Annotated in this window: 17 protein-coding genes; 8 read left to right on the top strand and 9 right to left on the bottom strand. The window is 62.0% G+C overall.

Annotated elements, in window-relative coordinates:
• Positions 1-67: 67 nt before the first annotated feature.
• The 7 genes from KVG87_RS04820 to pilG all read right to left on the bottom strand — a co-directional run bounded on the left by KVG87_RS04820 (position 68) and on the right by pilG (position 10,986).
• Positions 68-433, bottom strand: coding sequence for a DUF6124 family protein (locus KVG87_RS04820; protein ID WP_217849574.1), 366 nt, complete (start codon positions 431-433; stop codon positions 68-70).
• 530 nt (positions 434-963) lie between these two features.
• Positions 964-1,434: a chemotaxis protein CheW gene (locus KVG87_RS04825; RefSeq protein WP_217849576.1), complete on the bottom strand. Its 471-nt coding sequence runs from the start codon at positions 1,432-1,434 to the stop codon at positions 964-966.
• A complete protein-coding gene (locus KVG87_RS04830) occupies positions 1,427-7,336 on the bottom strand; it encodes an Hpt domain-containing protein (protein ID WP_217849578.1) in 5,910 nt (1,969 codons plus the stop codon). Before KVG87_RS04830 ends, KVG87_RS04825 begins: the two co-directional genes overlap by 8 nt.
• 11 nt (positions 7,337-7,347) lie before the next feature.
• Entirely contained in the window at positions 7,348-9,396 is a 2,049-nt protein-coding gene (locus KVG87_RS04835) for a methyl-accepting chemotaxis protein (RefSeq protein WP_016772746.1), read from the bottom strand.
• 209 nt (positions 9,397-9,605) lie between these two features.
• Positions 9,606-10,145 (bottom strand): chemotaxis protein CheW, encoded by a 540-nt coding sequence (locus tag KVG87_RS04840; protein WP_016772745.1) that lies wholly within the window; start codon positions 10,143-10,145, stop codon positions 9,606-9,608.
• A gap of 10 nt (positions 10,146-10,155) precedes the next feature.
• Entirely contained in the window at positions 10,156-10,521 is a 366-nt protein-coding gene (gene pilH, locus KVG87_RS04845; protein WP_016772744.1) for a twitching motility response regulator PilH, read from the bottom strand.
• Positions 10,522-10,581: 60 nt separating this feature from the next.
• A complete protein-coding gene (pilG, locus tag KVG87_RS04850) occupies positions 10,582-10,986 on the bottom strand; it encodes a twitching motility response regulator PilG (RefSeq protein ID WP_016772743.1) in 405 nt (134 codons plus the stop codon).
• Between the two features lie 225 nt (positions 10,987-11,211).
• Between pilG and gshB the strand changes: the two genes are divergently transcribed.
• The 7 genes from gshB to KVG87_RS04885 all read left to right on the top strand — a co-directional run bounded on the left by gshB (position 11,212) and on the right by KVG87_RS04885 (position 17,439).
• Positions 11,212-12,183: a glutathione synthase gene (gshB, locus tag KVG87_RS04855; protein WP_110603642.1), complete on the top strand. Its 972-nt coding sequence runs from the start codon at positions 11,212-11,214 to the stop codon at positions 12,181-12,183.
• A 141-nt stretch (positions 12,184-12,324) separates the two neighbouring features.
• Entirely contained in the window at positions 12,325-13,224 is a 900-nt protein-coding gene (locus KVG87_RS04860; protein WP_039757551.1) for an energy transducer TonB, read from the top strand.
• A 317-nt stretch (positions 13,225-13,541) separates the two neighbouring features.
• On the top strand, positions 13,542-14,114 hold the full coding sequence (locus KVG87_RS04865; protein ID WP_217849580.1) for a YqgE/AlgH family protein: 573 nt from the start codon (positions 13,542-13,544) through the stop codon (positions 14,112-14,114).
• A complete protein-coding gene (gene ruvX / locus KVG87_RS04870; protein WP_016772738.1) occupies positions 14,114-14,551 on the top strand; it encodes a Holliday junction resolvase RuvX in 438 nt (145 codons plus the stop codon). The genes KVG87_RS04865 and ruvX overlap by 1 nt, the downstream gene beginning before the upstream one ends.
• Positions 14,552-14,632: 81 nt before the next feature.
• Positions 14,633-15,139, top strand: coding sequence for a bifunctional pyr operon transcriptional regulator/uracil phosphoribosyltransferase PyrR (gene pyrR, locus KVG87_RS04875; protein ID WP_024014655.1), 507 nt, complete (start codon positions 14,633-14,635; stop codon positions 15,137-15,139).
• A 27-nt stretch (positions 15,140-15,166) separates the two neighbouring features.
• The gene (locus tag KVG87_RS04880) at positions 15,167-16,171 is read left to right on the top strand and encodes an aspartate carbamoyltransferase catalytic subunit (protein WP_016772736.1); all 1,005 of its coding nucleotides are present in this window, start codon (positions 15,167-15,169) and stop codon (positions 16,169-16,171) included.
• Positions 16,168-17,439: a dihydroorotase gene (locus KVG87_RS04885; protein WP_150743563.1), complete on the top strand. Its 1,272-nt coding sequence runs from the start codon at positions 16,168-16,170 to the stop codon at positions 17,437-17,439. Before KVG87_RS04880 ends, KVG87_RS04885 begins: the two co-directional genes overlap by 4 nt.
• Positions 17,440-17,591: 152 nt before the next feature.
• Here KVG87_RS04885 and KVG87_RS04890 read toward each other — a convergent pair whose 3' ends face one another.
• A complete protein-coding gene (locus tag KVG87_RS04890; protein ID WP_016772734.1) occupies positions 17,592-18,026 on the bottom strand; it encodes an NINE protein in 435 nt (144 codons plus the stop codon).
• A gap of 248 nt (positions 18,027-18,274) precedes the next feature.
• On the opposite strand from KVG87_RS04890, the gene KVG87_RS04895 reads away from it, so the two are divergent.
• On the top strand, positions 18,275-18,892 hold the full coding sequence (locus tag KVG87_RS04895; protein ID WP_024014657.1) for a C40 family peptidase: 618 nt from the start codon (positions 18,275-18,277) through the stop codon (positions 18,890-18,892).
• A gap of 151 nt (positions 18,893-19,043) precedes the next feature.
• On the opposite strand, the gene KVG87_RS04900 is transcribed toward KVG87_RS04895, so the two are convergent.
• Positions 19,044-20,078, bottom strand: coding sequence for a type IV pilus twitching motility protein PilT (locus KVG87_RS04900; protein WP_016772732.1), 1,035 nt, complete (start codon positions 20,076-20,078; stop codon positions 19,044-19,046).
• Positions 20,079-20,108: the final 30 nt, after the last annotated feature.

Consider the following 20,108-nt stretch of genomic DNA (forward strand, 5'->3'; position numbering starts at 1 on the left):
TTTGGACGCATTCCAATTGTGGGAGCGAGCCTGCTCGCGAAGAGGCCAGTCGCCTCAGCGCATTCGCTCAGTCGGTTGGCACCATTTTGTCCAGCACCCGATTCACCGCCATCTCCGCCACCATGACAATCTGCGCGATGCCCTGCAGGGTCTTGCGCTGCGAACCTTCCACGGAAGCGGCGTGGTTGTGCAGCATCACCGTTGCCGAACCCAGGGTTTCGCAGGCGTCGGCCAGCAAGGATTCGGTGTCGGCTTCGGGGTTGGCCATGTACAGCGTGTTGGGGGTGTACGGCGGGGCCATGAAGTCGGGGCTGGGCGGGCCGAGGTAATGGTCGAGGGCGCGCTCGGCGGCGTCGTGAAATTTCTTTGAGTCGGGGGATTGGTAGGGCGATGCCGGGTCTTTGGTCGGCGGATTGGGCGATGGTTTTTTCATCTTCAGGTTCCGGATAAAGCCGCAACCGCATCTCTGCTAAAAGAAGGGGTGGCAGCTGAACGCAGGTTAGCAGACCGGGGAACCTAAGGAAGCCGGCGCGCCGAAGCGCCCTGCGCACAGCCGCCATCAAGTGCAGACGTGAAGCCTGGCTGACGGTGCTCGTGCAACCTCAGATTTACCACGGGCTGCTAAACCCGATCACTGGGAATCAGTGACCCGATCCAAGTTACGCAGCAAGCCCTGGGCGCACAAGCCGGCGGATTCTGGCGCAGGCGTAGGCAGCGGCGCAAGGATTTGTAGGCTGGTGCGGCGTAACACCGGGTGTCTTTAAACAGCTGCAGCAGGCAGTGTTTAAGACATGGCAGAAATCTGGGATGCGCCTGCAGGAATGTGGTGATGCAGTTGGCCCCATCGCTGGCAAGCCAGCTCCCACAGTGTCCGAGTTGTATTGGAATTTTGTGTACCACACAAAACCCTGTGGGAGCTGGCTTGCCAGCGATGAGGCCAGTCGGTACACCAGAACATTCGGATCAGCCTACTAGGCCAGCCTCCACCAACAACCGCTCCAGCTCCAAAAGATCCGGCACCTTCGCCACCTGCTCGCCCACCTGCACCGCCGCCTGCTCCAGCGCGCACAACGGCACATCGACATAACTCAACTGACTGTCGAGCTTGTACGACCGAGGAATCCCCTGCACCAACAGGGCGATGAATCTCAGCTCGGGCAAGCCGCCCAAGGCATTCAGAATGACGATCCGCGCCCGTTCGCCGATGACGATTTTCTGCCCGCAGGCCGATTCGAAACTGATCAGCGGAATCTGCCGCTCGCGCCACGTTACCCGGCCCAGGTACCACGGCGGCGTGTCGAGGTCGAAGGCGCTGGCCTGGTAGTCGATCAGCTCGGCGATGGCGACATTGGGCAGGATCAGGTTGCGATCGGCCAGCGGCAGCAGCAGCCCGGTGAGCTGGCTGGTGCGCGGGTTGTGCCGGTGCTCATGCATGTTTCTTGCTCCACTGGGCAATGCTCTCCAGCAACACCGATTCCTGATACGGCTTGCCGAGGTAGTCGTTGACGCCGATGGCCATGGCGCGGTCGCGGTGTTTCTGCCCGGTGCGCGAGGTGATCATGATGATCGGCAAGTGGCACAGGCGTTCGTCGGCGCGCACCTGGGTGGCGACTTCGAAGCCGTCCATGCGCGGCATTTCGATGTCGAGCAGCATCAGATCGGGCATGTGCTCTTCGAGCAGCAGCATCGCATCGACACCGTCCTTGGCGGTCAGCACGTTCATGCCGTGACGTTCGAGCAAACGGCTGGTGACCTTGCGCACTGTTACCGAGTCATCGACGACCATGATCAGCAGCGGCTTGTGCGGTTCGCTGTCGATCTCCGTGGGCGTCGGTTCCTGTGCCAGGCGCGCCTGCATCGCACGGATCGGTGCGAGCAGATCCAGAATCAGCACCACCCGGCCATCGCCGAGAATCGTCGCCCCCGACACGCCCTGCACCGCCGCGAACTGCGGGCCGAGGCTCTTGACCACGATCTCGCGGGTGCCGGCCATGGCGTCGACCAGCACCGCAACATGGCGGTCGTTGCAATGCACCAGCAGCACCGGCAACGGCAGGTTCTGCCCGAGCAGTTTTGGCCGTGGCGCAGTCTTCAACAGCTCGCCGATATAACACAGCTCATAACGCTGGCCGCCGTATTGATAACTCGGCGGATCCTGACGGAAGTGCCCTTCCAGATCATTCGGCAACACGCGCACGATGCCTTCGATGGTGTTCAGCGGGATCGCGTACTGATCCTCAGCGCACTGCACCATCAGCGCGCGGTTGACCGACACGGTGAACGGCAGGCGAATGCGGAAATGCACGCCCTGCCCCGGTACCGAATCGATGCTCATGCTGCCGCCGAGTTGGCGCACTTCTTCGTGGACCACGTCCATGCCGACGCCACGCCCGGAAATCTGGGTGATCTTTTCCGCCGTGGAGAAACCCGGCTGGAGAATAAACTGCAACACATCGCGGTCGCTGATCTCGGCATCGGGCGCCAGCAGACCGCGCTTGATCGCCTTGCGCCGCACGGCTTCCAGCGGCACACCGGCGCCGTCGTCGCGGATGTCGAAAACCATGTCGCCGCCCTCGCGCGACAGATCGAGGGTGATCTGCCCTTGCGCCGGTTTACCCGCCGCCAGCCGCACCTCGGTGGATTCCAGGCCATGGTCGACGGCATTGCGCAGCATGTGTTCCAGCGGCGCGGCCATGCGCTCCAGCACGTTGCGATCCATCTCGCCATCAGCGTTGCCGACGACGAATGCGACATCCTTGCCCAGCTCTTCGGCGACCTGACGAACGATGCGTTTCAGACGCGGCACCATGCGTTCGAACGGCACCATGCGCGTACGCATCAGGCCTTCCTGCAACTCGGTGTTGATCCGCCCCTGTTGCTGCAACAGGTTTTCCGCGTCGTGGTTGCGGCGGTCGAGGGTTTCCTTGAGGTCGAGCAGGTCCGAGGCGGATTCGAACAGCGCCCGCGACAGTTGCTGGAGCTGCGAATGGCGGTCCATTTCCAGCGGATCGAAGTCTTCATAACCGAGGCGTTCGCCATCGACTTGCTGGCGGCTGAGAATGCGCCCCTGGGTTTCGGTGTCGAGGCGGCGCAACTGATCGCGCATGCGCTCGATGGTGGTTTCCATCTCGTTGAGGGCAATCTGCGCATCGTTGACCTGCTGCTCGATTCGCCCACGAAAGATCGAGGTTTCCCCGGCCAGGTTGACCAGTTCATCAAGCAGCTCGGACGAGACCTTGACCATGTCTGCGCCAGCATCGGCGGCGGGTGGCGCTGCCTCAGGCTTGATTACCGGAGCCGGCGCCGGCGGCGCTTCAACCTGCACCGGGTGACTGAAATTCTGGATCGCATTGATCAGCCGATCGGCCGGCGGGCACGGTTGCCCGGCGCGCACACCATCGAGCATTTGCGCCAATCGGTCATGGCCGCGCTGCACCAGCGCAAACAGTTCGGCGGACGGTTGCAGCGCACCGCTAGAGAGACTTTCGTAGAGAAATTCCAGCTCGTGGGCGAGGTCGCCGATCGGGCCGATTTCGACCATGCGCGCGCCGCCCTTGAGGGTGTGCAGATCGCGCAGCAGGGTTTCGATTTCCTGCCGGTTGCCCGGCTCGGCCTGCCAGCGCAACAGCGCGGCGCCGGAGCTTTCGATGATGTCGAAACCTTCTTCGAGGAAGATTTCCAACAGTTCCGGATCATGCCCGGCGTTGTCGTGTTCCACCGCTGCGGGGGATGATTCGCTGGCGGCCTGGCCCTGACGCAACTGACGGATCGCGTCGATCAAATCCTGCGCCGGGGTCAGCGCTTGATGCGCTTGCAGTTGCTCCAGCATCAGCGCCAAACGCTCATGACTGTGCTGCAACAGACCTTCGAGCGCGGTGCTGTGGCTGTAACGCCGATCAACCAGCCCTTCGTAGAGGTTTTCCAGTTCCTGGGCAAGGTCGCCGACGGCCTCGACTTCGGCCATGCGCGCGCCGCCCTTCAGCGTGTGCAAGTCGCGCTGCAATGACGACAGCGGCGCGGCGTTGTCCGGATCCTTGCGCCAGCGCTGCAAGGCTTGCCCGGCGCTGTCGAGAATGTCCACCGCCTCTTCGAGGAAGATTTCGACGATCTCGTCGTCAGGCTCGAGGGCGGCAACCGATTGCTGCAATTGGGCGGTGGCGCTGCCCAGTTCGCGAATATCCAGGGTGCGACTGCCGTCGCTGCGGATCAGGCCCATCGCCGCCGGGTCGAGGCCTTCGTCGAGCAGTTCCTGCAAGGCACGAATCCGCTCCGGTTGCGGGGTGATTTCCTGGCCGGCAGCGAGCTCGTCGAGCATGTTGATCAGCGCTTCGTGGGCCAGTTGCGCCTCGTAGAAAAACCGCTCACTGACCGCCAGGCTGCTTTCTTCCACCGCGCCATACAGATCGAGCAAGGCTTCGCAGAGGCCATCGACTGCCAGCAGATCGGCAAGGTGCGCGCCTTCGCCGAGGGTGGTCAGTTCATCGAGCAGAGCGCTGAGTTCCTGGCGCTCGCCGGGGTGCTGCTGCCAGCGCTGCAAGAGGTTTTCGGCGTCGAGGAGGATGTCCATGCCCTGGGCGAGGAAGTTGTTGATCAGTTGCGGATCGCGCTTGAGGCGCAGGCCGCTGTCAGCGCCATCGGAGCTGGCTTGCAGGCGCTCGGCGAGCAGCGCCTCGGTGCGCTTGATCAGCGACTGCGCACCGACAATCGGCGCCAGCGGATCGTGTTTGAGCTGACGCAGGCCGACGCGGAACAAGCCCTCGGCTTCGAGCAGCAATTCAACCTCGTCCAGATCCAGCGGCAACTGATGCGCCTTGAACTCGCGGGCCAGTTGATCCAGTGAAGCCGCCAGTTCGGCCATCGGCAATACGCCGGCCATCGAGGCACTACCCTTGAGCGTGTGCAGCGCCCGTTGCAGTTCGTCGCTGGCCGGCAACGGCACCTGTTCGGCGGCCTGATCGAGAAAACGGTTGAGGCTGGCGAGGTGGGTTTCGGCTTCTTTGCGGAAGATTTCCAGCAGCAGCGGATCGAGCGCGGCGACGTCGTCGGTATCTTCGGCAGCCAGCGGCTCATCGCCTTTGGCCAACGCGTGGGCGCGGGCGGCGAGTTGATCGACATCGCTGCGCTGGCGCTGGCGCTGGGTGGCGAATTCGTTGATCAGCTCGGGCAGCAGCAACAGCGTGTCGCCGAGCAACTGGCGCAGCACTGCGCCGGGCTCGACGCTTTGTTCGAGCACGCGGTTGAGCAGGTTTTCCACCGCCCAGGCCAGTTCGCCAAGAACCAACGCGCGGACCATGCGCCCACTGCCCTTCAAGGTATGGAAGGCCCGGCGCAGTTCGGTCAGCGCGGCGCGGTCCTGGGGATTGGCGGTCCAGCGCGGCAGGTATTCGTGGAGGACTGCGAGAACTTCGTCGGTCTCTTCGAGGAACACTTCGCGCAGTTCATCGTCGACCGGTTCTTCATCGGCCGGCGGCGGCATCAGGCTGTCGGGGCTGTTGCGCGCCGGCGGGTTGAGCGCGGACAGCGGGCTGGCCAGCACTTCGGCCAGCGACTGCACGACGTCAGGGTCGTCGAGGGTTTGCAGATCCTGCATGAGCTGCGCTTCGCTGGGGCTGAGCACCTCATCGAGCACCGGCACTTGCGCTTCGCCGGGCTGCTCGTTGGCGAAGAAGCCGAGGCTGGCAAGGCTGTTTTGCGCGACATCGAGCAGATGCTCGGCGGGCGCCTGCGGGTCGTCGCTCAGGCGTTCGAGGTAATACTCCAGGCTGCTGATCACGTCGGCCAGATGATCGAGTTGTTCCCAGCCCGGTTCGTGGGCATCGAGCATCAAATGCTCGCGAATGAAACCGTTACAGGCCTCGACCAGACTCGCTGCACGGGCCAGCGGAATCATCGCCAGCGCTCCGCGCACCTGCGTCAGCAGTTCGGGCAGCGGTTGCAGATGCTGGCGGTCCCAATCGGCGTCGATGTAGTCGACGATCATGTCCTTGGCCTGTTGCAGGCAGATGCGCGCTTCCTTGATCACGATCTGATGGATCTGCGTCAGGTCGGTGGTCGGCAGGCGCGCGTCTTCGGCGCTTTGCGTCTCCACCGTGCCGACCATGCCGGCCAGCGTCGCTTCGACGTAGAGCAAGGCCCCGGCGACGTCCATGAGGATCGCGTCGTTCGGTTCGCGCTGGCCCTGAGCGAGGCCGAGCACCACTGCCAGTTGGTCGATGATGACCTTGCGCGGCTGGCCGAAACCCAGCACCGCGAGGGTGTCGGCAATCTGCCGCAGCGGTGCGAGCAGGCTGTCCAGATCCGAAGCGTGCTGGCGGTCGCTGCGCACGAACAGATCGAGGCGCTCCTTGACCCGCACCAGCTCTTCGCACAGCGCCGCCAGCACCGAGCGCATGGCATCGCGGTCGGGGCCGGCGAGGCGCGCGCGTTCTTCATCGACCATCGCGCTGTCGGGCAACGCGTCGTCCAGGGAGTAGTGATCTTTCATGGTCAGCATCTGCCCGGTGGGATGTTCGGCTTTGGCAATATAGAACAACAGGCTTTTCAGCAGCTCGGCCGGCGCCGGTTGATTGAGCCCGACGATGCCCTGCTCGAGCAGGCGCTTGAGCTCTTGGTCGGCGTCCTTGAACAGGCTGCGCAGCGCCGGACTGTTGGCGATGACGCCCTCGCGCATGCCCTCGACCAGCGCCGAGGCGATCTGCCACAGCGGGCTCAACGGCGCATCGCCGCTCAGCGCTTCAAGGCGGGTAAAGACCTTGGCCAGATAACCGAGGTGCGTCTGGTCGTCCTGTTCGCGCAGCAGCCCGACCAGAGCCATTTGCAGCATCTGCCGCAGTTTGCGCAGCACGTTCGGCAGATCGGGCGGTTCCAGCGCGGCGAGTACCCCGTCGCCGAGCGGCGCCAGCTCGGGCAGTGGCGGGCTGAACAGGCTGGTTTCCGCCAGCAGGCTTTCACCACGGGCGCTACGCAGATCGTTGATCAGCGGCAACACCACCAGCGGCAGGTCGCGGCGGGCGCTCTGCACGCGGTCGAGGTAAAGCGGCAGTTGCCCCAAGGCTTGCAGCATCAGGTGCAGGGCTTCGTCGCGGTGCGGTACACGATCATGTTGCAGGGCTTCGACCAAGTGCTCCATTTCTTCGGCGAGTAACGCTGCGCCGTAGAACTCGACCATTTGCAGACTGCCGTGCACCTGATGAATGTAGGCCAGGCATTCGTCCAGCCCGGGGAAGGCCTGCGGATCGTCGAGCACGGCTTCGATCGCCTGATGCGCCAGCTTCAGCGTTTCGGCAATTTCGCCCTTGACCCATTCCAGGGCCACGTAGTCGTGCCGATCACCCATAACCACTCCACTCACGCTTTATCTGTCGCCGCCGGCAAGGTGAAACCGGACACCGAACGGCGCAACTGACTGGCCATTTTCGCCAGGTTGCCGATGCTCTCGGCGGTGGCCGTGGACCCCGACGAAGTCTGCGAGGTGATCTGCTGGATCACGTTCATCGTCAGCGAGATCTGCCCGGCCGAAGACGTCTGCTGTTGCGCCGCGTTGGAAATGCTCTGGATAAGCGCCGCGAGGGTCTTGGACACGCCTTCGATTTCTTCCAGAGCCACACCGGCATCCTGCGCCAGTCGCGCGCCGCGCACCACTTCGGTGGTGGTCTGCTCCATGGAAATCACCGCTTCGTTGGTGTCGGCCTGAATCGCTCGCACCAGGGTTTCGATCTGCCGGGTCGCGGCAGACGAACGTTCGGCCAGCCGTTGCACTTCGTCGGCGACCACGGCAAACCCGCGCCCGGCGTCCCCGGCCATCGATGCCTGGATCGCTGCGTTGAGGGCGAGAATGTTGGTCTGGTCGGCGATGTCGTCGATCAGGCTGACGATGTCGCCGATTTCCTGGGACGACTCGCCGAGGCGCTTGATGCGCTTGGCGGTGTCCTGAATCTGTTCGCGGATGTTGTCCATGCCGTGGATGGTGTTGTGCACCACCTCGTTGCCCTTGTTGGCGATTTCCACGGAACGCTCGGCCACCGCCGACGATTCGGCAGCGTTGGCCGAGACCTGATCGATGGACTCGGCCATGTCGCTGATGGCTGTCGAGGCTTCGGAAATCTGCTGGGCCTGTTGCTCAGACGCTTGGGCCAGATGCATGGCGGTGGCCTGGGTTTCCTGCACAGCGGCGGCAACCTGGCCGGCGGTGAGGTTGATGGTGGCGACCAGATCGCGCAATTGGTCGACGGAATAGTTGATCGAGTCGGCGATGGTGCCGGTGAAGTCTTCGGTCACCGAAGCGGTCACGGTGAGGTCGCCATCGGCGAGGTCTTCGATTTCGTCGAGCAGGCGCATGATCGCGTTCTGGTTGCGCTCGTTCTTCTCGGCGGTTTCACGCAATTGGCGATTGGTTTCGCGCACCATCACCAGACCGATGAGGATGATCGAGGCCAGCGCCAGCAAGCCCAGCACATAGCCGCCAATGGTGTCGGTGTTGCGCCCGCCGGCCAGATGCTCGAATCCGGTGGCCAAGTGCGAGGCTTCGTCGAGCAGGGTTTGCGACAGGGTGAAGATGTTGCTCGCCGATTCGCGCACCTTGAACAGCTCTGGCGAGGTTTCGAGGATTTCATCCACGGAGCCGGAAACGAACTGGAACAGCTCGGAGATTTCGCTCAAACGCGCACGGGCGTCGCGGTCTTCGACCTGGCTGATTTTCAGCGCCGGGTTGCCCTGCAACATGCCGTTGAGCACCAGACCGAAACGCGCGGCATCACGGCCAAAGGCGTCGGCGGCCTGCTGCGAGTTTTCGTCACCGGCGAGCACGGTGTTGACGGCACCGAGGATGCGTTCGGCGAGCAACGATTGCCGTTGCGCCATCGCTACCTGCGCCGCCGGAGCGCCGCGCTGGAGCAGGATTTCCACAACTTTTTCGTATTCGATCTGCAACTGCGGCACGGTTTCGGCCAGCGTTGCGGCGACCTGATGCAGCGACAGCACGGTCTGTTCGCTGGTGAGGATCGCATCAGTGTTTTTCAGCAGGCGTTCCCAGTCCATCTGCACCGCGCGCATTTCCGGGCGCACGGCGACGGGTGCCGGTGGCAGGCCGGTGTTCGGGTCACCCTTTTTCAGGTAACCCCAGCGCTGGGCAAAATCGTTGCGCGCATCACTGAGCAGTTTGAAGGCGGCCGCCTTGCCCGCCGCCGCTTCGGTGGCGTTCTTGGCGATGCGTTGCGAGAGCACGCGCAGCTCACCGGCATGGCCGATGTACTGCTTGTCGTAGTTCGCCTGGGTGTTGAGGTACGCGAAGTTGGCGAACAGCAGCATGATGAACACGATCAGTGCGATAAACAGCACAATGATCTGTGCGCGACTGCGCGATGCTTCTGCCGACTTGCCTGTTTTTGCTTTTGTCATCGGTCCTCGCCTATGAAACCTGCCATGGCCCTTGTGGGAGCGAGCCTTGTGGCGAGGGGATTTATCCCCGTTCGGCTGCGAAGCAGTCGCAAAAATATCGCATGCGCTGACGGTGTCAGGCATTGCAGTTTTTGGGGCCGCTGCGCGACCCAACGGGGATAAATCCCCTCGCCACATGGCCCGCGTCCACATGGGTTCTGTTGTTCCTGCTATAGAGCCACGCCCATGAACACCGGAGATCTGGCCAGTGCGAACAGGCTGAACACCCGCCAGTTCTGTTCACGGCGGAAATAGCCTTTGACGAATTCAGCCTTGGAGCCCTGGCGCTTGCTGATCGACAGCGGCTCGAAACTGCCCTGTTCGAAATGCTGCAAGCCGATGACTTCGTCGACCATTACCCCGGCGAACACGTCTTCATGTTCCACCACCAATACCCGCCGTTGTTTGCGCAGCGGCGACAGTTCATGGCCGAAGAAGCCGCACAGGTCCATGATCGGCAGCAGCCGCCCGCGCAGGTTAGCCACACCCTTGACCCACGGCTTGACCCCGGGCAACTGGGTGAAGCGCGGCTCATGCAAAACTTCGCTGACTTCGCCCATCGGCGCCACATACCAATGCTCGCCGAGGCGAAAGCCGATGCCGCTCCAGCGATCCGGGCGCGCCGCTTGCGACGGCAGGTCCGCTGCCAGCAGGCGGCAGCGCTGGTCGATCTGCCAGAGCAGTTCGAACGCGGTCAGCGATTCGTTCATGATCGCGCGATCAGCCGTTGAGGACGTTGTTCAGGGTCTTGATCAGGGTGTCTTCGTCGACCGGTTTGGTCAGGTAATCCTTGGCGCCCTGGCGGGTGCCCCAGACCTTGTCGGTCTCCTGATCCTTGGTGGTGATGATGATCACCGGGATGTGCGCCGTGTCGGCATCCTTGGTCAACTGACGGGTCGCCTGAAAACCGTTGAGGCCGGGCATGACAATATCCATCAGTACCGCGTCAGGTTTTTCCTGACGGGCCAGGGCCACGCCGTCGGCGCCGTTCTCGGCCTTGAGCACTTCATGGCCGTGCTTTTCGAGCATGCCGGTGAGTTTGTACATTTCAGTCGGCGAATCATCGACGATCAGGATACGTGCCATGGTCTTCCCCATTTTTCTGGTCGACTGCCGGCCCGCTGGCCGAGCGTCACTGTGCGTGTCTTACTGCGGCAAAACGGCGGCGAAGCCCGGAACATGGGCCTGGATCGCGTTGAGCAGTTCTTCTTTGCTGAACGGCTTGGTCAGAAATTGATCAGAGCCGACAATCCGCCCCTTGGCCTTGTCGAACAGACCGTCCCTGGACGACAGCATGATCACCGGCGTCGCCTTGAAGGCGCTGTTGTTCTTGATCAGGGCGCAGGTCTGATAACCGTCCAGACGCGGCATCATGATGTCGACAAAGATGATCCCGGGATGGTGGTCGGCAATCTTCGCCAGCGCATCGAAACCGTCGATGGCGGTGATCACTTCGCAACCGACATTCTTCAACAATGTTTCGGCGGTGCGGCGAATCGTTTTCGAGTCGTCGATCACCATGACCTTCAAGGCGCTGGACTGCTGTTCCATAAGAGGGTTCTACCGTCGCCTTTGCGAATCAAATTGTCCGTTTTGCTGTGAATAATGGCCTGAAACCCTTGAAACCCATGGGGCGGCGCGATCTGCCAGCCTTTTTAGCACAGTCTCCAGATGCAATCTATCGACGGGTTTTTCCTTGACCCGAAACCCGCCCGGCGCCACTCTGGCGGCACTTTTTCAATACCGATCCGGTAGCCAAATTTCGAGGAAAACCCAATGAGCGTTCGCGTCGGGATTGTCATGGACCCTATCGCCAGCATCTCCTATAAAAAGGATAGCTCGCTGGCCATGCTGCTGGCCGCGCAAAAGCGCGGCTGGGAACTGTTCTACATGGAACAGAAAGACCTGTATCAGGCCGAAGGCCAGGCGCGGGCGCGGATGAGCCCGCTGAAAGTCTTCGCCAACCCGGACAAGTGGTTCGAACTGGACGCCGAGCAGGACAAGCTGCTGAGCGACCTGGACGTGATCCTGATGCGCAAGGATCCGCCGTTCGACATGGAATTCGTCTATTCCACTTATCTGCTGGAACAGGCCGAAGCCGCCGGCGTGCTGGTGGTGAACAAGCCGCAGAGCCTGCGCGACTGCAATGAAAAGCTGTTCGCCACGCTGTTTCCGCAGTGCACGCCGCCGACCATCGTCAGCCGCCGCCCGGACGTATTGCGTGAGTTCGCCGACCATCACGGTGACGTGATCCTCAAGCCGCTGGACGGCATGGGCGGTTCGTCGATCTTCCGCCACACCGCCGGCCATCCGAACCTCTCGGTGATCCTCGAAACCCTGACTCTGCACGGCAAGCAGCAAATCATGATTCAGGGCTACCTGCCGGCGATCGTCGATGGCGACAAGCGCATCCTGATGATCGATGGCGAGCCGGTGGATTACTGCCTGGCGCGGATCCCGGCCATGGGCGAAACCCGTGGCAACCTCGCCGCCGGTGGCCGTGGCGAAGCACGTCCGCTGACCGAAAAGGATCGCTGGATCGCCGCCCAGGTCGGACCGACCTTGCGCGAGAAAGGCCTGCTGTTTGTCGGCCTCGACGTGATCGGCGAGCACCTGACCGAAATCAACGTCACCAGCCCGACCTGCATCCGCGAAATCGACAATGCGTTCGGTACTGACATTGGCGGCATGCTCATGGATGCGATCGAAAAGCAGCTGCAAGCTTCGAGCCGCAAGCCACAAGCTTGAAGCCGGCCCGCGTCAGCTTGAAGCTTGAAGCTTGAAGATGCCCCTATGCAGCTTGTCGCTTGAAGCTCGTCGCTTGCAGCTAAAAACCAACATTGCGTTATCATGCCGAGCCCAAAAAAACGCGATGTTGGTTTTTCTACGATGACTCTGCCGTCCGATCTGCCCGCTGAACTCGCCCATCGTGGCGTGCGCCCGGCCGATCGCCTCGGTTTTACCCTGTTTCTCGCGGCGCTGATTCACCTGGCGCTGTTGCTCGGTGTCGGCTTCACCATGGTCGAGCCGCAGCAGATCAGCAAAACCCTGGAAATCACCCTGGCCACCTTCAAAGCCGAGAAGAAGCCGGAAAAGGCAGATTTTCTCGCTCAGGAAAACCAGGAAGGCAGCGGCACGCTGGACAAGAAAGCCCTGCCCAAGACCACCGAAGTCGCGCCGTTCCAAGACAATCAGGTCAAAAAGGTCACCCCGCCGCCCGCCGCCAAGCCAGTGGTGCAGGAAGCCGCCCCGAAGGCAGCGGTGACCACCGTCGCGCCGAAACCGAAAAAGGCGCCGACCAAGAAAGAAGAAAGCAAAACCGAAGTCAAACCGACCGTCGACGCGCCGGTGTTCGACAGCTCGCAGTTGTCCAGCGACATCGCCAGCCTCGAGGCGGAGCTGGCCAAGGAACAACAGCTGTACGCCAAACGCCCGCGCATCCACCGCTTGAGCGCGGCCTCGACCATGCGCGACAAGGGCGCCTGGTACAAGGACGACTGGCGCAAGAAGGTCGAGCGCATCGGCAACCTCAACTACCCCGAAGAAGCCCGACGCAAGCAGATCTACGGCAATTTGCGCCTGATGGTCTCGATCAACCGCGACGGCTCGCTGTATGAAGTGCTGGTGCTCGAATCCTCCGGCCAGCCGCTGCTCGATCAGGCGGCGCAGCGCATCGTCCGCCTGGCCGCGCCGTTTGCACCGTTTACCGGCGATCTGTCGGATATCGACCGCCTGGAAATCATTCGCACCTGGAAATTTGCCCGGGGCGACAAGCTCTCCAGCAACTAAATATTTATGTGGCGAGGGGATTTATCTGTGGCGAGGGGATTTATCCCCGCTCGGCTGCGCAGCAGCCGCAAAACCATTCCATACGGAGTGTCAGGCAGAACCCATCAAGCGATTCAGGGGCGCTTCGCGCCCCAACGGGGATAAATCCCCTCGCCACAGATAAATCCCTTCACCACAGACAAATCCCCTAACCACAGAAAAACTCCCTCACCACAGCAAATCCCCTCGCCACAAAAGCTCTGTTCCAATAATGGATCTGTGTTGTTGTCAGCATCTCCAGCTTGTCAGTTCGCCCCTCGAACGCCACACTAGCGCTCATGAAAAACGTCAGCCCCAGCTACCTCAAGCATCACTTCCTGATCGCCATGCCACACATGGCCGACCCGAACTTTGCCCACACCTTGACCTACATCGTCGAGCACACGGCCAATGGCGCGATGGGGCTGGTGGTCAACAGGCCGCAAGACTTGAACCTGGCCGACATCCTCGAACAGCTGCGCCCGGACATCGAGCCGCCGGGACGCTGCCAGGATGTGCCGATCTTCATCGGCGGGCCGGTGCAGACCGATCGCGGTTTCGTCCTGCACCCGGCGGGCCAGACCTTCCAGGCCACGGCGCAGCTGGACGGCGACCTGGCCCTGTCGACTTCGCAGGACGTGCTGTTCGCCATCGCTGACGGCGTCGGCCCCGCGCAGAGCCTGATTACCCTCGGTTACGCCGGTTGGGAAGCCGGGCAACTGGAAGCCGAACTGGCCGACAACGCCTGGCTGACCTGCCCGTTCAACGCCGACATCCTCTTCAACACCCGCAGCGAATTGCGCCTGGAAGCGGCGGCGCGGCACTTGGGCATCGATCTCAATCTGCTCACCAGCCAGGCGGGTCACGCCTGATGGCCCTACGCCTGATTCTCGGCTTCGACTACGGCACCAAACAGATCGGCGTCGCGGTCGGCCAGGTCATCACCGGCCAGGCCCGCGAGCTGTGCACCCTGAAAGCGCAGAACGGCGTGCCGAACTGGGATCAGGTCGAAGCGCTGATAAAAGAATGGAAACCCGACGCCGTGGTGGTCGGCCTGCCGCTGAACATGGACGGCACGCCCAGCGAGATGTGCGTACGCGCGGAGAAATTCGCCCGCCGCCTCAACGGCCGCTACAACCTGCCCTTCTATACCCACGACGAACGCCTGACCACTTTCGAAGCCAAGGGCGAGCGACTGGTGCGTGGCGGGCAGAAAGGCAGTTATCGCGACAACCCGGTGGACGCCATCGCCGCCGCCCTGCTGCTGCAGGGCTGGCTCGATGAAAACACTGCATTGTTTGAGTCCTGACAAGCGCTTCGGCGCTTTTCTTTTGGTTATAAACCGAGCTTCGTCCGGCAGGACGCAGCACGGAATCACGAAGGAGCAACCATGAGCCTGCCCAATCCCGCCGATCTGATCAGCCAGATGGCGACCCGCCTCAAGGCGCACCTTGCCCAGCGTGACATCAGCGAACCGCGTTACATCGGTATCCGCACCGGCGGCATCTGGGTCGCGCAGGCGCTGCTCAAGGAACTGGCCAGCGATGCGCCACTGGGCACGCTGGATGTGTCCTTCTACCGCGACGACTTCAGCCAGAACGGCCTGCACCCGCAAGTGCGCCCGTCCGCCCTGCCCTTCGAGATCGAAGGCCAGCATCTGGTGCTGATCGACGACGTGCTGATGAGCGGTCGGACCATCCGCGCCGCCATGAATGAACTGTTCGATTACGGCCGCCCGGCCAGCGTCACCCTGGTCTGCCTGCTGGACCTGGACGCCGGCGAGTTGCCGATCCGCCCGAACGTGGTCGGCGCCACCCTGACCCTGGCCGGCAACCAGCGGGTCAAGTTGTCCGGCCCCGAGCCGCTGACGCTCGAACTGCAAGACGTCACCCTTTAATCCGCCCTATTGAGAGTCCCCCTCGCGATGACGCCTCTAGATACCAAGCGCCCGCTGCAGCTCAATGATCAGGGCCAACTGCGCCACTTCCTCTCGCTCGACGGCCTGCGCCGCGAGTTGCTGACGGAAATCCTCGACACTGCCGACTCGTTCCTTGAAGTCGGCGCCCGGGCGGTGAAGAAGGTCCCGTTGCTGCGCGGCAAGACCGTGTGCAACGTGTTCTTCGAGAACTCCACGCGCACCCGCACCACGTTTGAACTGGCGGCCCAACGGTTGTCGGCAGACGTGATCACCCTGAACGTGTCGACATCGTCGGCGAGCAAGGGCGAAACGTTGCTCGATACCCTGCGCAACCTTGAAGCGATGGCCGCCGACATGTTCGTCGTGCGCCACGGCGACTCGGGCGCGGCGCACTTCATCGCCGAGCATGTCTGCCCGCAAGTGGCGATCATCAACGGCGGCGACGGCCGGCATGCGCACCCCACCCAGGGCATGCTCGACATGCTCACCATCCGTCGGCACAAGGGCGGTTTCGAAAACCTCTCGGTCGCCATCGTCGGCGACATCCTGCATTCGCGGGTGGCGCGCTCGAACATGCTCGCGCTGAAAACCCTCGGCTGCCCGGATATCCGTGTGATCGCGCCGAAAACCCTGCTGCCGATCGGCATCGAGCAGTATGGCGTCAAGGTCTACACCGACATGGCTGAAGGCCTGAAAGACGTCGACGTGGTGATCATGCTGCGCCTGCAACGTGAACGCATGACCGGCGGCCTGCTGCCCAGCGAAGGCGAGTTCTATCGCCTGTTCGGCCTGACCACCGCACGTCTGGCCGGGGCCAAACCCGATTGCATCGTCATGCACCCGGGGCCGATCAACCGTGGCGTAGAGATCGAATCGGCGGTGGCCGACGGCCCGCACTCGGTGATCCTCAATCAAGTGACCTACGGCATCGCGATTCGTATGGCCGTGCTGTCCATGGCCATGAGCGGGCAGACTGCGCAACGTCAATTCGAGCAGGAGAACGCCCAGTGAAGCTCAGCATTCTCGGCGCACGCGTCATCGATCCCAGCAGCGGCCTGGATCAAATCACCGACATCCACGTTGAAGCCTGCAAGATCGTCGCCCTCGGCGCCGCACCGGCCGGTTTCAGCGCAGTAGAAACCATCGATGCCCAAGGCCTGGTGGCCGCGCCTGGCCTGGTCGACCTCAACGTCGCCCTGCGCGAGCCGGGTTACAGCCGCAAAGGCTCGATCGTCAGCGAAACCCGCGCCGCCGCTGCCGGTGGCGTGACCAGCCTGTGCTGCCCACCGAAGACCAGACCGGTGCTCGACACCTCAGCCGTCGCCGAACTGATCCTCGACCGCGCCCGCGAGGCCGGTAACACCAAGGTGTTCCCGATTGGCGCCCTGAGCAAAGGCCTCGACGGGGAACAACTGGCCGAACTGGTCGCGCTGCGCGACGCCGGTTGCGTGGCGTTCGGCAACGGTCTGGAAAGCTTTCGCAACAGCCGCACCCTGTGCCGGGCGCTGGAATATGCGGCGACTTTCGACCTGACGGTGATCTTCAACTCGCAGGATCACGATCTGGCCGAGGGCGGTCTGGCCCACGAAGGCGCGGTCGCCAGTTTCCTTGGCCTGCCGGGCATCCCGGAAACCGCCGAAACCGTGGCGCTGGCTCGCGATCTGCTGCTGGTCGAGCAGACCGGCGTGCGTGCGCATTTCAGCCAGCTGACCAGTGCGCGCGGTGTGGCGCTGATTGCCCAGGCCCAGGCCCGTGGCTTGAAGGTAACGGCGGATGTTGCGTTGTATCAGCTGATCCTGACTGACGAAGCGCTGATAGACTTCAACAGCCTCTACCACGTGCAACCGCCGCTGCGCACCCGCGCCGACCGCGATGGCCTGCGTGAGGCAGTGAAGTCCGGGGTGGTTTCGGCGATCTCCAGCCATCACCAGCCCCACGAGCGCGACGCCAAACTGGCACCGTTCGGCGCCACCGAGCCTGGCATCAGCAGTGTTGAGTTGCTGCTGCCGCTGGCGATGACGCTGGTCGAGGATGGTTTGCTCGACTTGCCGACGCTGCTGGCACGTCTCAGCGCAGGTCCGGCCGAAGCCCTGCGCCTGCCGGCGGGCAAACTGGCGGTAGGCGGCGCGGCGGATATCGTGCTGTTCGATCCGAAGTCATCGACGGTGGCCGGTGAACACTGGCTGTCGAAGGGCGAGAACTGCCCGTTCATCGGGCACAGTCTGCCGGGCGTGGTGCGCTATACGCTGGTGGATGGGCGGATTACCCACCAGGCATGACCTGCTGCTGAGGGAGATTGTGGCGAGGGGATTTATCCCCGTTCGGCTGCGTAGCAGTCGCGAAGCCATTGCACGCGGTGGAGCAAATCCACCGCGTTCTCGGATTCAGGACCGCTTCGCGGCCCAACGGGGATAAATCCCCTCGCCACTACTTACTGGAAGGCGCCGCGATTCTGCGCGTTGCGCACCGACACCTGATCGTTCAGCGTCCAGAAGTCATACAGCACGCCAATAAAGAACAACCCGCCGGTCAGCAGATACAGCAGGCCGCTGATCCATTTGCCCTGATACATCCGGTGTACGCCGAACACACCGAGGAAGGTCAGCAGAATCCACGCGACGTTGTACTCGATCGGCCCGGCAGCAAAGCGCAGATCCGCTTCGCGATCCATCGCCGGGATCAGAAACAGGTCGATCAGCCAGCCAATCCCCAGCAAACCGAAGGTGAAGAACCAGATCGTCCCGGTCACCGGTTTGCCGTAATAAAAGCGGTGCGCGCCAGTGAATCCGAAAATCCACAGCAGGTAGCCGATGACTTTGCTGTGAGTGTCTTTTTCTTTCACGCGGGGGAGCTGATAGCTGTTCATTAAGACCTCATTGCACTCGATAGATAAATATTCTTCATTTCTTTGTGACTTTTTTACAGGTGGCCGACGTATGGCAAATGTTACCGTTGCTAGCGCGAAACCCTTGTAGAACCTGACTTCTGTCGGACAATTGCGTACTTTTTGAGCGTTTTTGGTTCCGTAGCCGGCGGAATGAATCGATGAACGGCCTCGGAACGGCAAAAAAAGCTGTTATAAAGTTGCGCGCTATCACTTATGAGCCACGCCTAATGCGACCATTTTTCAAGACATGGCTGACTATTTGCCTATTAATGCCACTGGCCGCCCACGCCACCAATCGTGAGCAACGTCTTCCTAACGTCAACGGCTTCACCCCAAAATCCCATGCTTCGGCTCCTTCGAGCAAAAGCAGCAAGAGCAAGACCACCACGCTGAGCAGCAAGAGCCGCAGCAAGCTGGTGCCACCGATGGCGAGCAAGGAAAGCAGCAATGTGCTGAGCCGTGCGGTAAACGTCCTCGGTACACCTTATCGTTGGGGCGGCAGCAGCCCAAGTAAAGGCTTCGATTGTAGCGGTCTGGTGAAATATGCGTTCAACGACGCTACGTTCGACCTGCCACGCACCTCCAACGCCATGGCCAGCGGTCACGGCGAGAAAGTCGAGCGCAAGGATCTGAAGCCGGGCGATCTGATTTTCTTCAACATCAAGAGCCGTCGGGTCAATCACGTTGCCATCTACCTGGGCAACGACCGCTTCATCCACGCCCCGCGCCGGGGCAAAGCGGTGAGCATTGACACGCTGAACAAGCCGTACTGGGAAAAGCATTACGTCGTCGCCAAACGCGTGTTGCCGAAAGAACAACAGCAACTGCGCGTAGTCCAGCGCTGAGCTGTTTGATCTCCTGAATCAGCTTCAGCAGTACCGGCCTTTTTCGCGAGCAGGCTCGCTCCCACAGAAGAATGCATTCCAGCTGAAGGAATGCGGTTTGATGTGGGAGCGAGCCTGCTCGCGAAGGGGCCGGCAGCCGCACCAGCGACCCTCAGAAATTATCTGGCGTGCGCGCCTTCTCCCGCGCATGCTCGCGGCTGATCAAGCCCTTGGTCACCAGATCCTTCAGGCACATATCGAGTGTCTGCATTCCCAACGACCCACCGGTCTGAATCGCCGAATACATCTGCGCCACCTTGTCCTCGCGGATGAGGTTACGGATCGCCGATGTCCCGAGCATGATTTCATGCGCCGCCACCCGCCCGCCGCCGATCTTCTTGATCAACGTCTGCGACACCACCGCCAGCAACGACTCCGACAGCATCGAACGCACCATCGATTTCTCGTCGCCGGGAAACACGTCGACCACGCGGTCGATGGTCTTCGCCGCCGAGGTCGTGTGCAGCGTGCCGAACACCAGATGCCCGGTCTCAGCGGCGGTCAGCGCCAAGCGAATGGTTTCCAGATCACGCATTTCGCCGACCAGGATCACGTCCGGGTCTTCACGCAAGGCCGAGCGCAGTGCGGTGGCGAAGCTGCGGGTATCGCGATGAACTTCGCGCTGATTGATCAGGCATTTGCGCGATTCATGGACGAACTCGATGGGGTCTTCGATGGTGAGAATGTGGTGATGGCGATGGGTGTTGAGGTAATCGATCATCGCCGCCAGCGTGGTCGATTTGCCGGAGCCGGTCGGCCCGGTGACCAGCACCAAACCGCGCGGCGCATCAGTGATCTTGCGGAAAACATCGCCCATGGCGAGGTCTTCCATGCTCAGCACTTTCGACGGGATGGTGCGGAACACCGCGCCGGCGCCACGGTTCTGGTTAAAGGCGTTGACCCGAAAGCGCGCCACGCCGGGTACATCGAAGGAAAAATCCGTTTCCAGATTTTTCTCGAATTCGATGCGCTGGGTGTCGTTCATGATGTCGTAGATCAGATCGTGCACTTGCTTGTGATCCAGCGCCGGCAGATTGATCCGTCGCACGTCACCATCTACACGGATCATCGGCGGCAGGCCGGCCGACAGGTGCAGGTCGGAAGCGCCCTGTTTGGCGCTGAAGGCCAGCAGTTCAGTGATATCCATAGCGTCCCTCAATTCCAGTAGAATGCCGCG

Origin of the sequence: Pseudomonas siliginis, assembly GCF_019145195.1 — a bacterium.
Classification (GTDB): Bacteria; Pseudomonadota; Gammaproteobacteria; order Pseudomonadales; family Pseudomonadaceae; genus Aquipseudomonas; species Aquipseudomonas siliginis.

What these genes read in the sequence shown, in the direction of transcription:
- KVG87_RS04820 (WP_217849574.1), bottom strand. Translation starts at nt 433, where the DNA reads ATGAAAAAACCATCGCCCAATCCGCCGACCAAAGACCCGGCATCGCCC.
- KVG87_RS04825 (WP_217849576.1), bottom strand. Translation starts at nt 1,434, where the DNA reads ATGCATGAGCACCGGCACAACCCGCGCACCAGCCAGCTCACCGGGCTG.
- KVG87_RS04830 (WP_217849578.1), bottom strand. Translation starts at nt 7,336, where the DNA reads ATGGGTGATCGGCACGACTACGTGGCCCTGGAATGGGTCAAGGGCGAA.
- KVG87_RS04835 (WP_016772746.1), bottom strand. Translation starts at nt 9,396, where the DNA reads ATGACAAAAGCAAAAACAGGCAAGTCGGCAGAAGCATCGCGCAGTCGC.
- KVG87_RS04840 (WP_016772745.1), bottom strand. Translation starts at nt 10,145, where the DNA reads ATGAACGAATCGCTGACCGCGTTCGAACTGCTCTGGCAGATCGACCAG.
- pilH (WP_016772744.1), bottom strand. Translation starts at nt 10,521, where the DNA reads ATGGCACGTATCCTGATCGTCGATGATTCGCCGACTGAAATGTACAAA.
- pilG (WP_016772743.1), bottom strand. Translation starts at nt 10,986, where the DNA reads ATGGAACAGCAGTCCAGCGCCTTGAAGGTCATGGTGATCGACGACTCG.
- gshB (WP_110603642.1), top strand. Translation starts at nt 11,212, where the DNA reads ATGAGCGTTCGCGTCGGGATTGTCATGGACCCTATCGCCAGCATCTCC.
- KVG87_RS04860 (WP_039757551.1), top strand. Translation starts at nt 12,325, where the DNA reads ATGACTCTGCCGTCCGATCTGCCCGCTGAACTCGCCCATCGTGGCGTG.
- KVG87_RS04865 (WP_217849580.1), top strand. Translation starts at nt 13,542, where the DNA reads ATGAAAAACGTCAGCCCCAGCTACCTCAAGCATCACTTCCTGATCGCC.
- ruvX (WP_016772738.1), top strand. Translation starts at nt 14,114, where the DNA reads ATGGCCCTACGCCTGATTCTCGGCTTCGACTACGGCACCAAACAGATC.
- pyrR (WP_024014655.1), top strand. Translation starts at nt 14,633, where the DNA reads ATGAGCCTGCCCAATCCCGCCGATCTGATCAGCCAGATGGCGACCCGC.
- KVG87_RS04880 (WP_016772736.1), top strand. Translation starts at nt 15,167, where the DNA reads ATGACGCCTCTAGATACCAAGCGCCCGCTGCAGCTCAATGATCAGGGC.
- KVG87_RS04890 (WP_016772734.1), bottom strand. Translation starts at nt 18,026, where the DNA reads ATGAACAGCTATCAGCTCCCCCGCGTGAAAGAAAAAGACACTCACAGC.
- KVG87_RS04895 (WP_024014657.1), top strand. Translation starts at nt 18,275, where the DNA reads ATGCGACCATTTTTCAAGACATGGCTGACTATTTGCCTATTAATGCCA.
- KVG87_RS04900 (WP_016772732.1), bottom strand. Translation starts at nt 20,078, where the DNA reads ATGGATATCACTGAACTGCTGGCCTTCAGCGCCAAACAGGGCGCTTCC.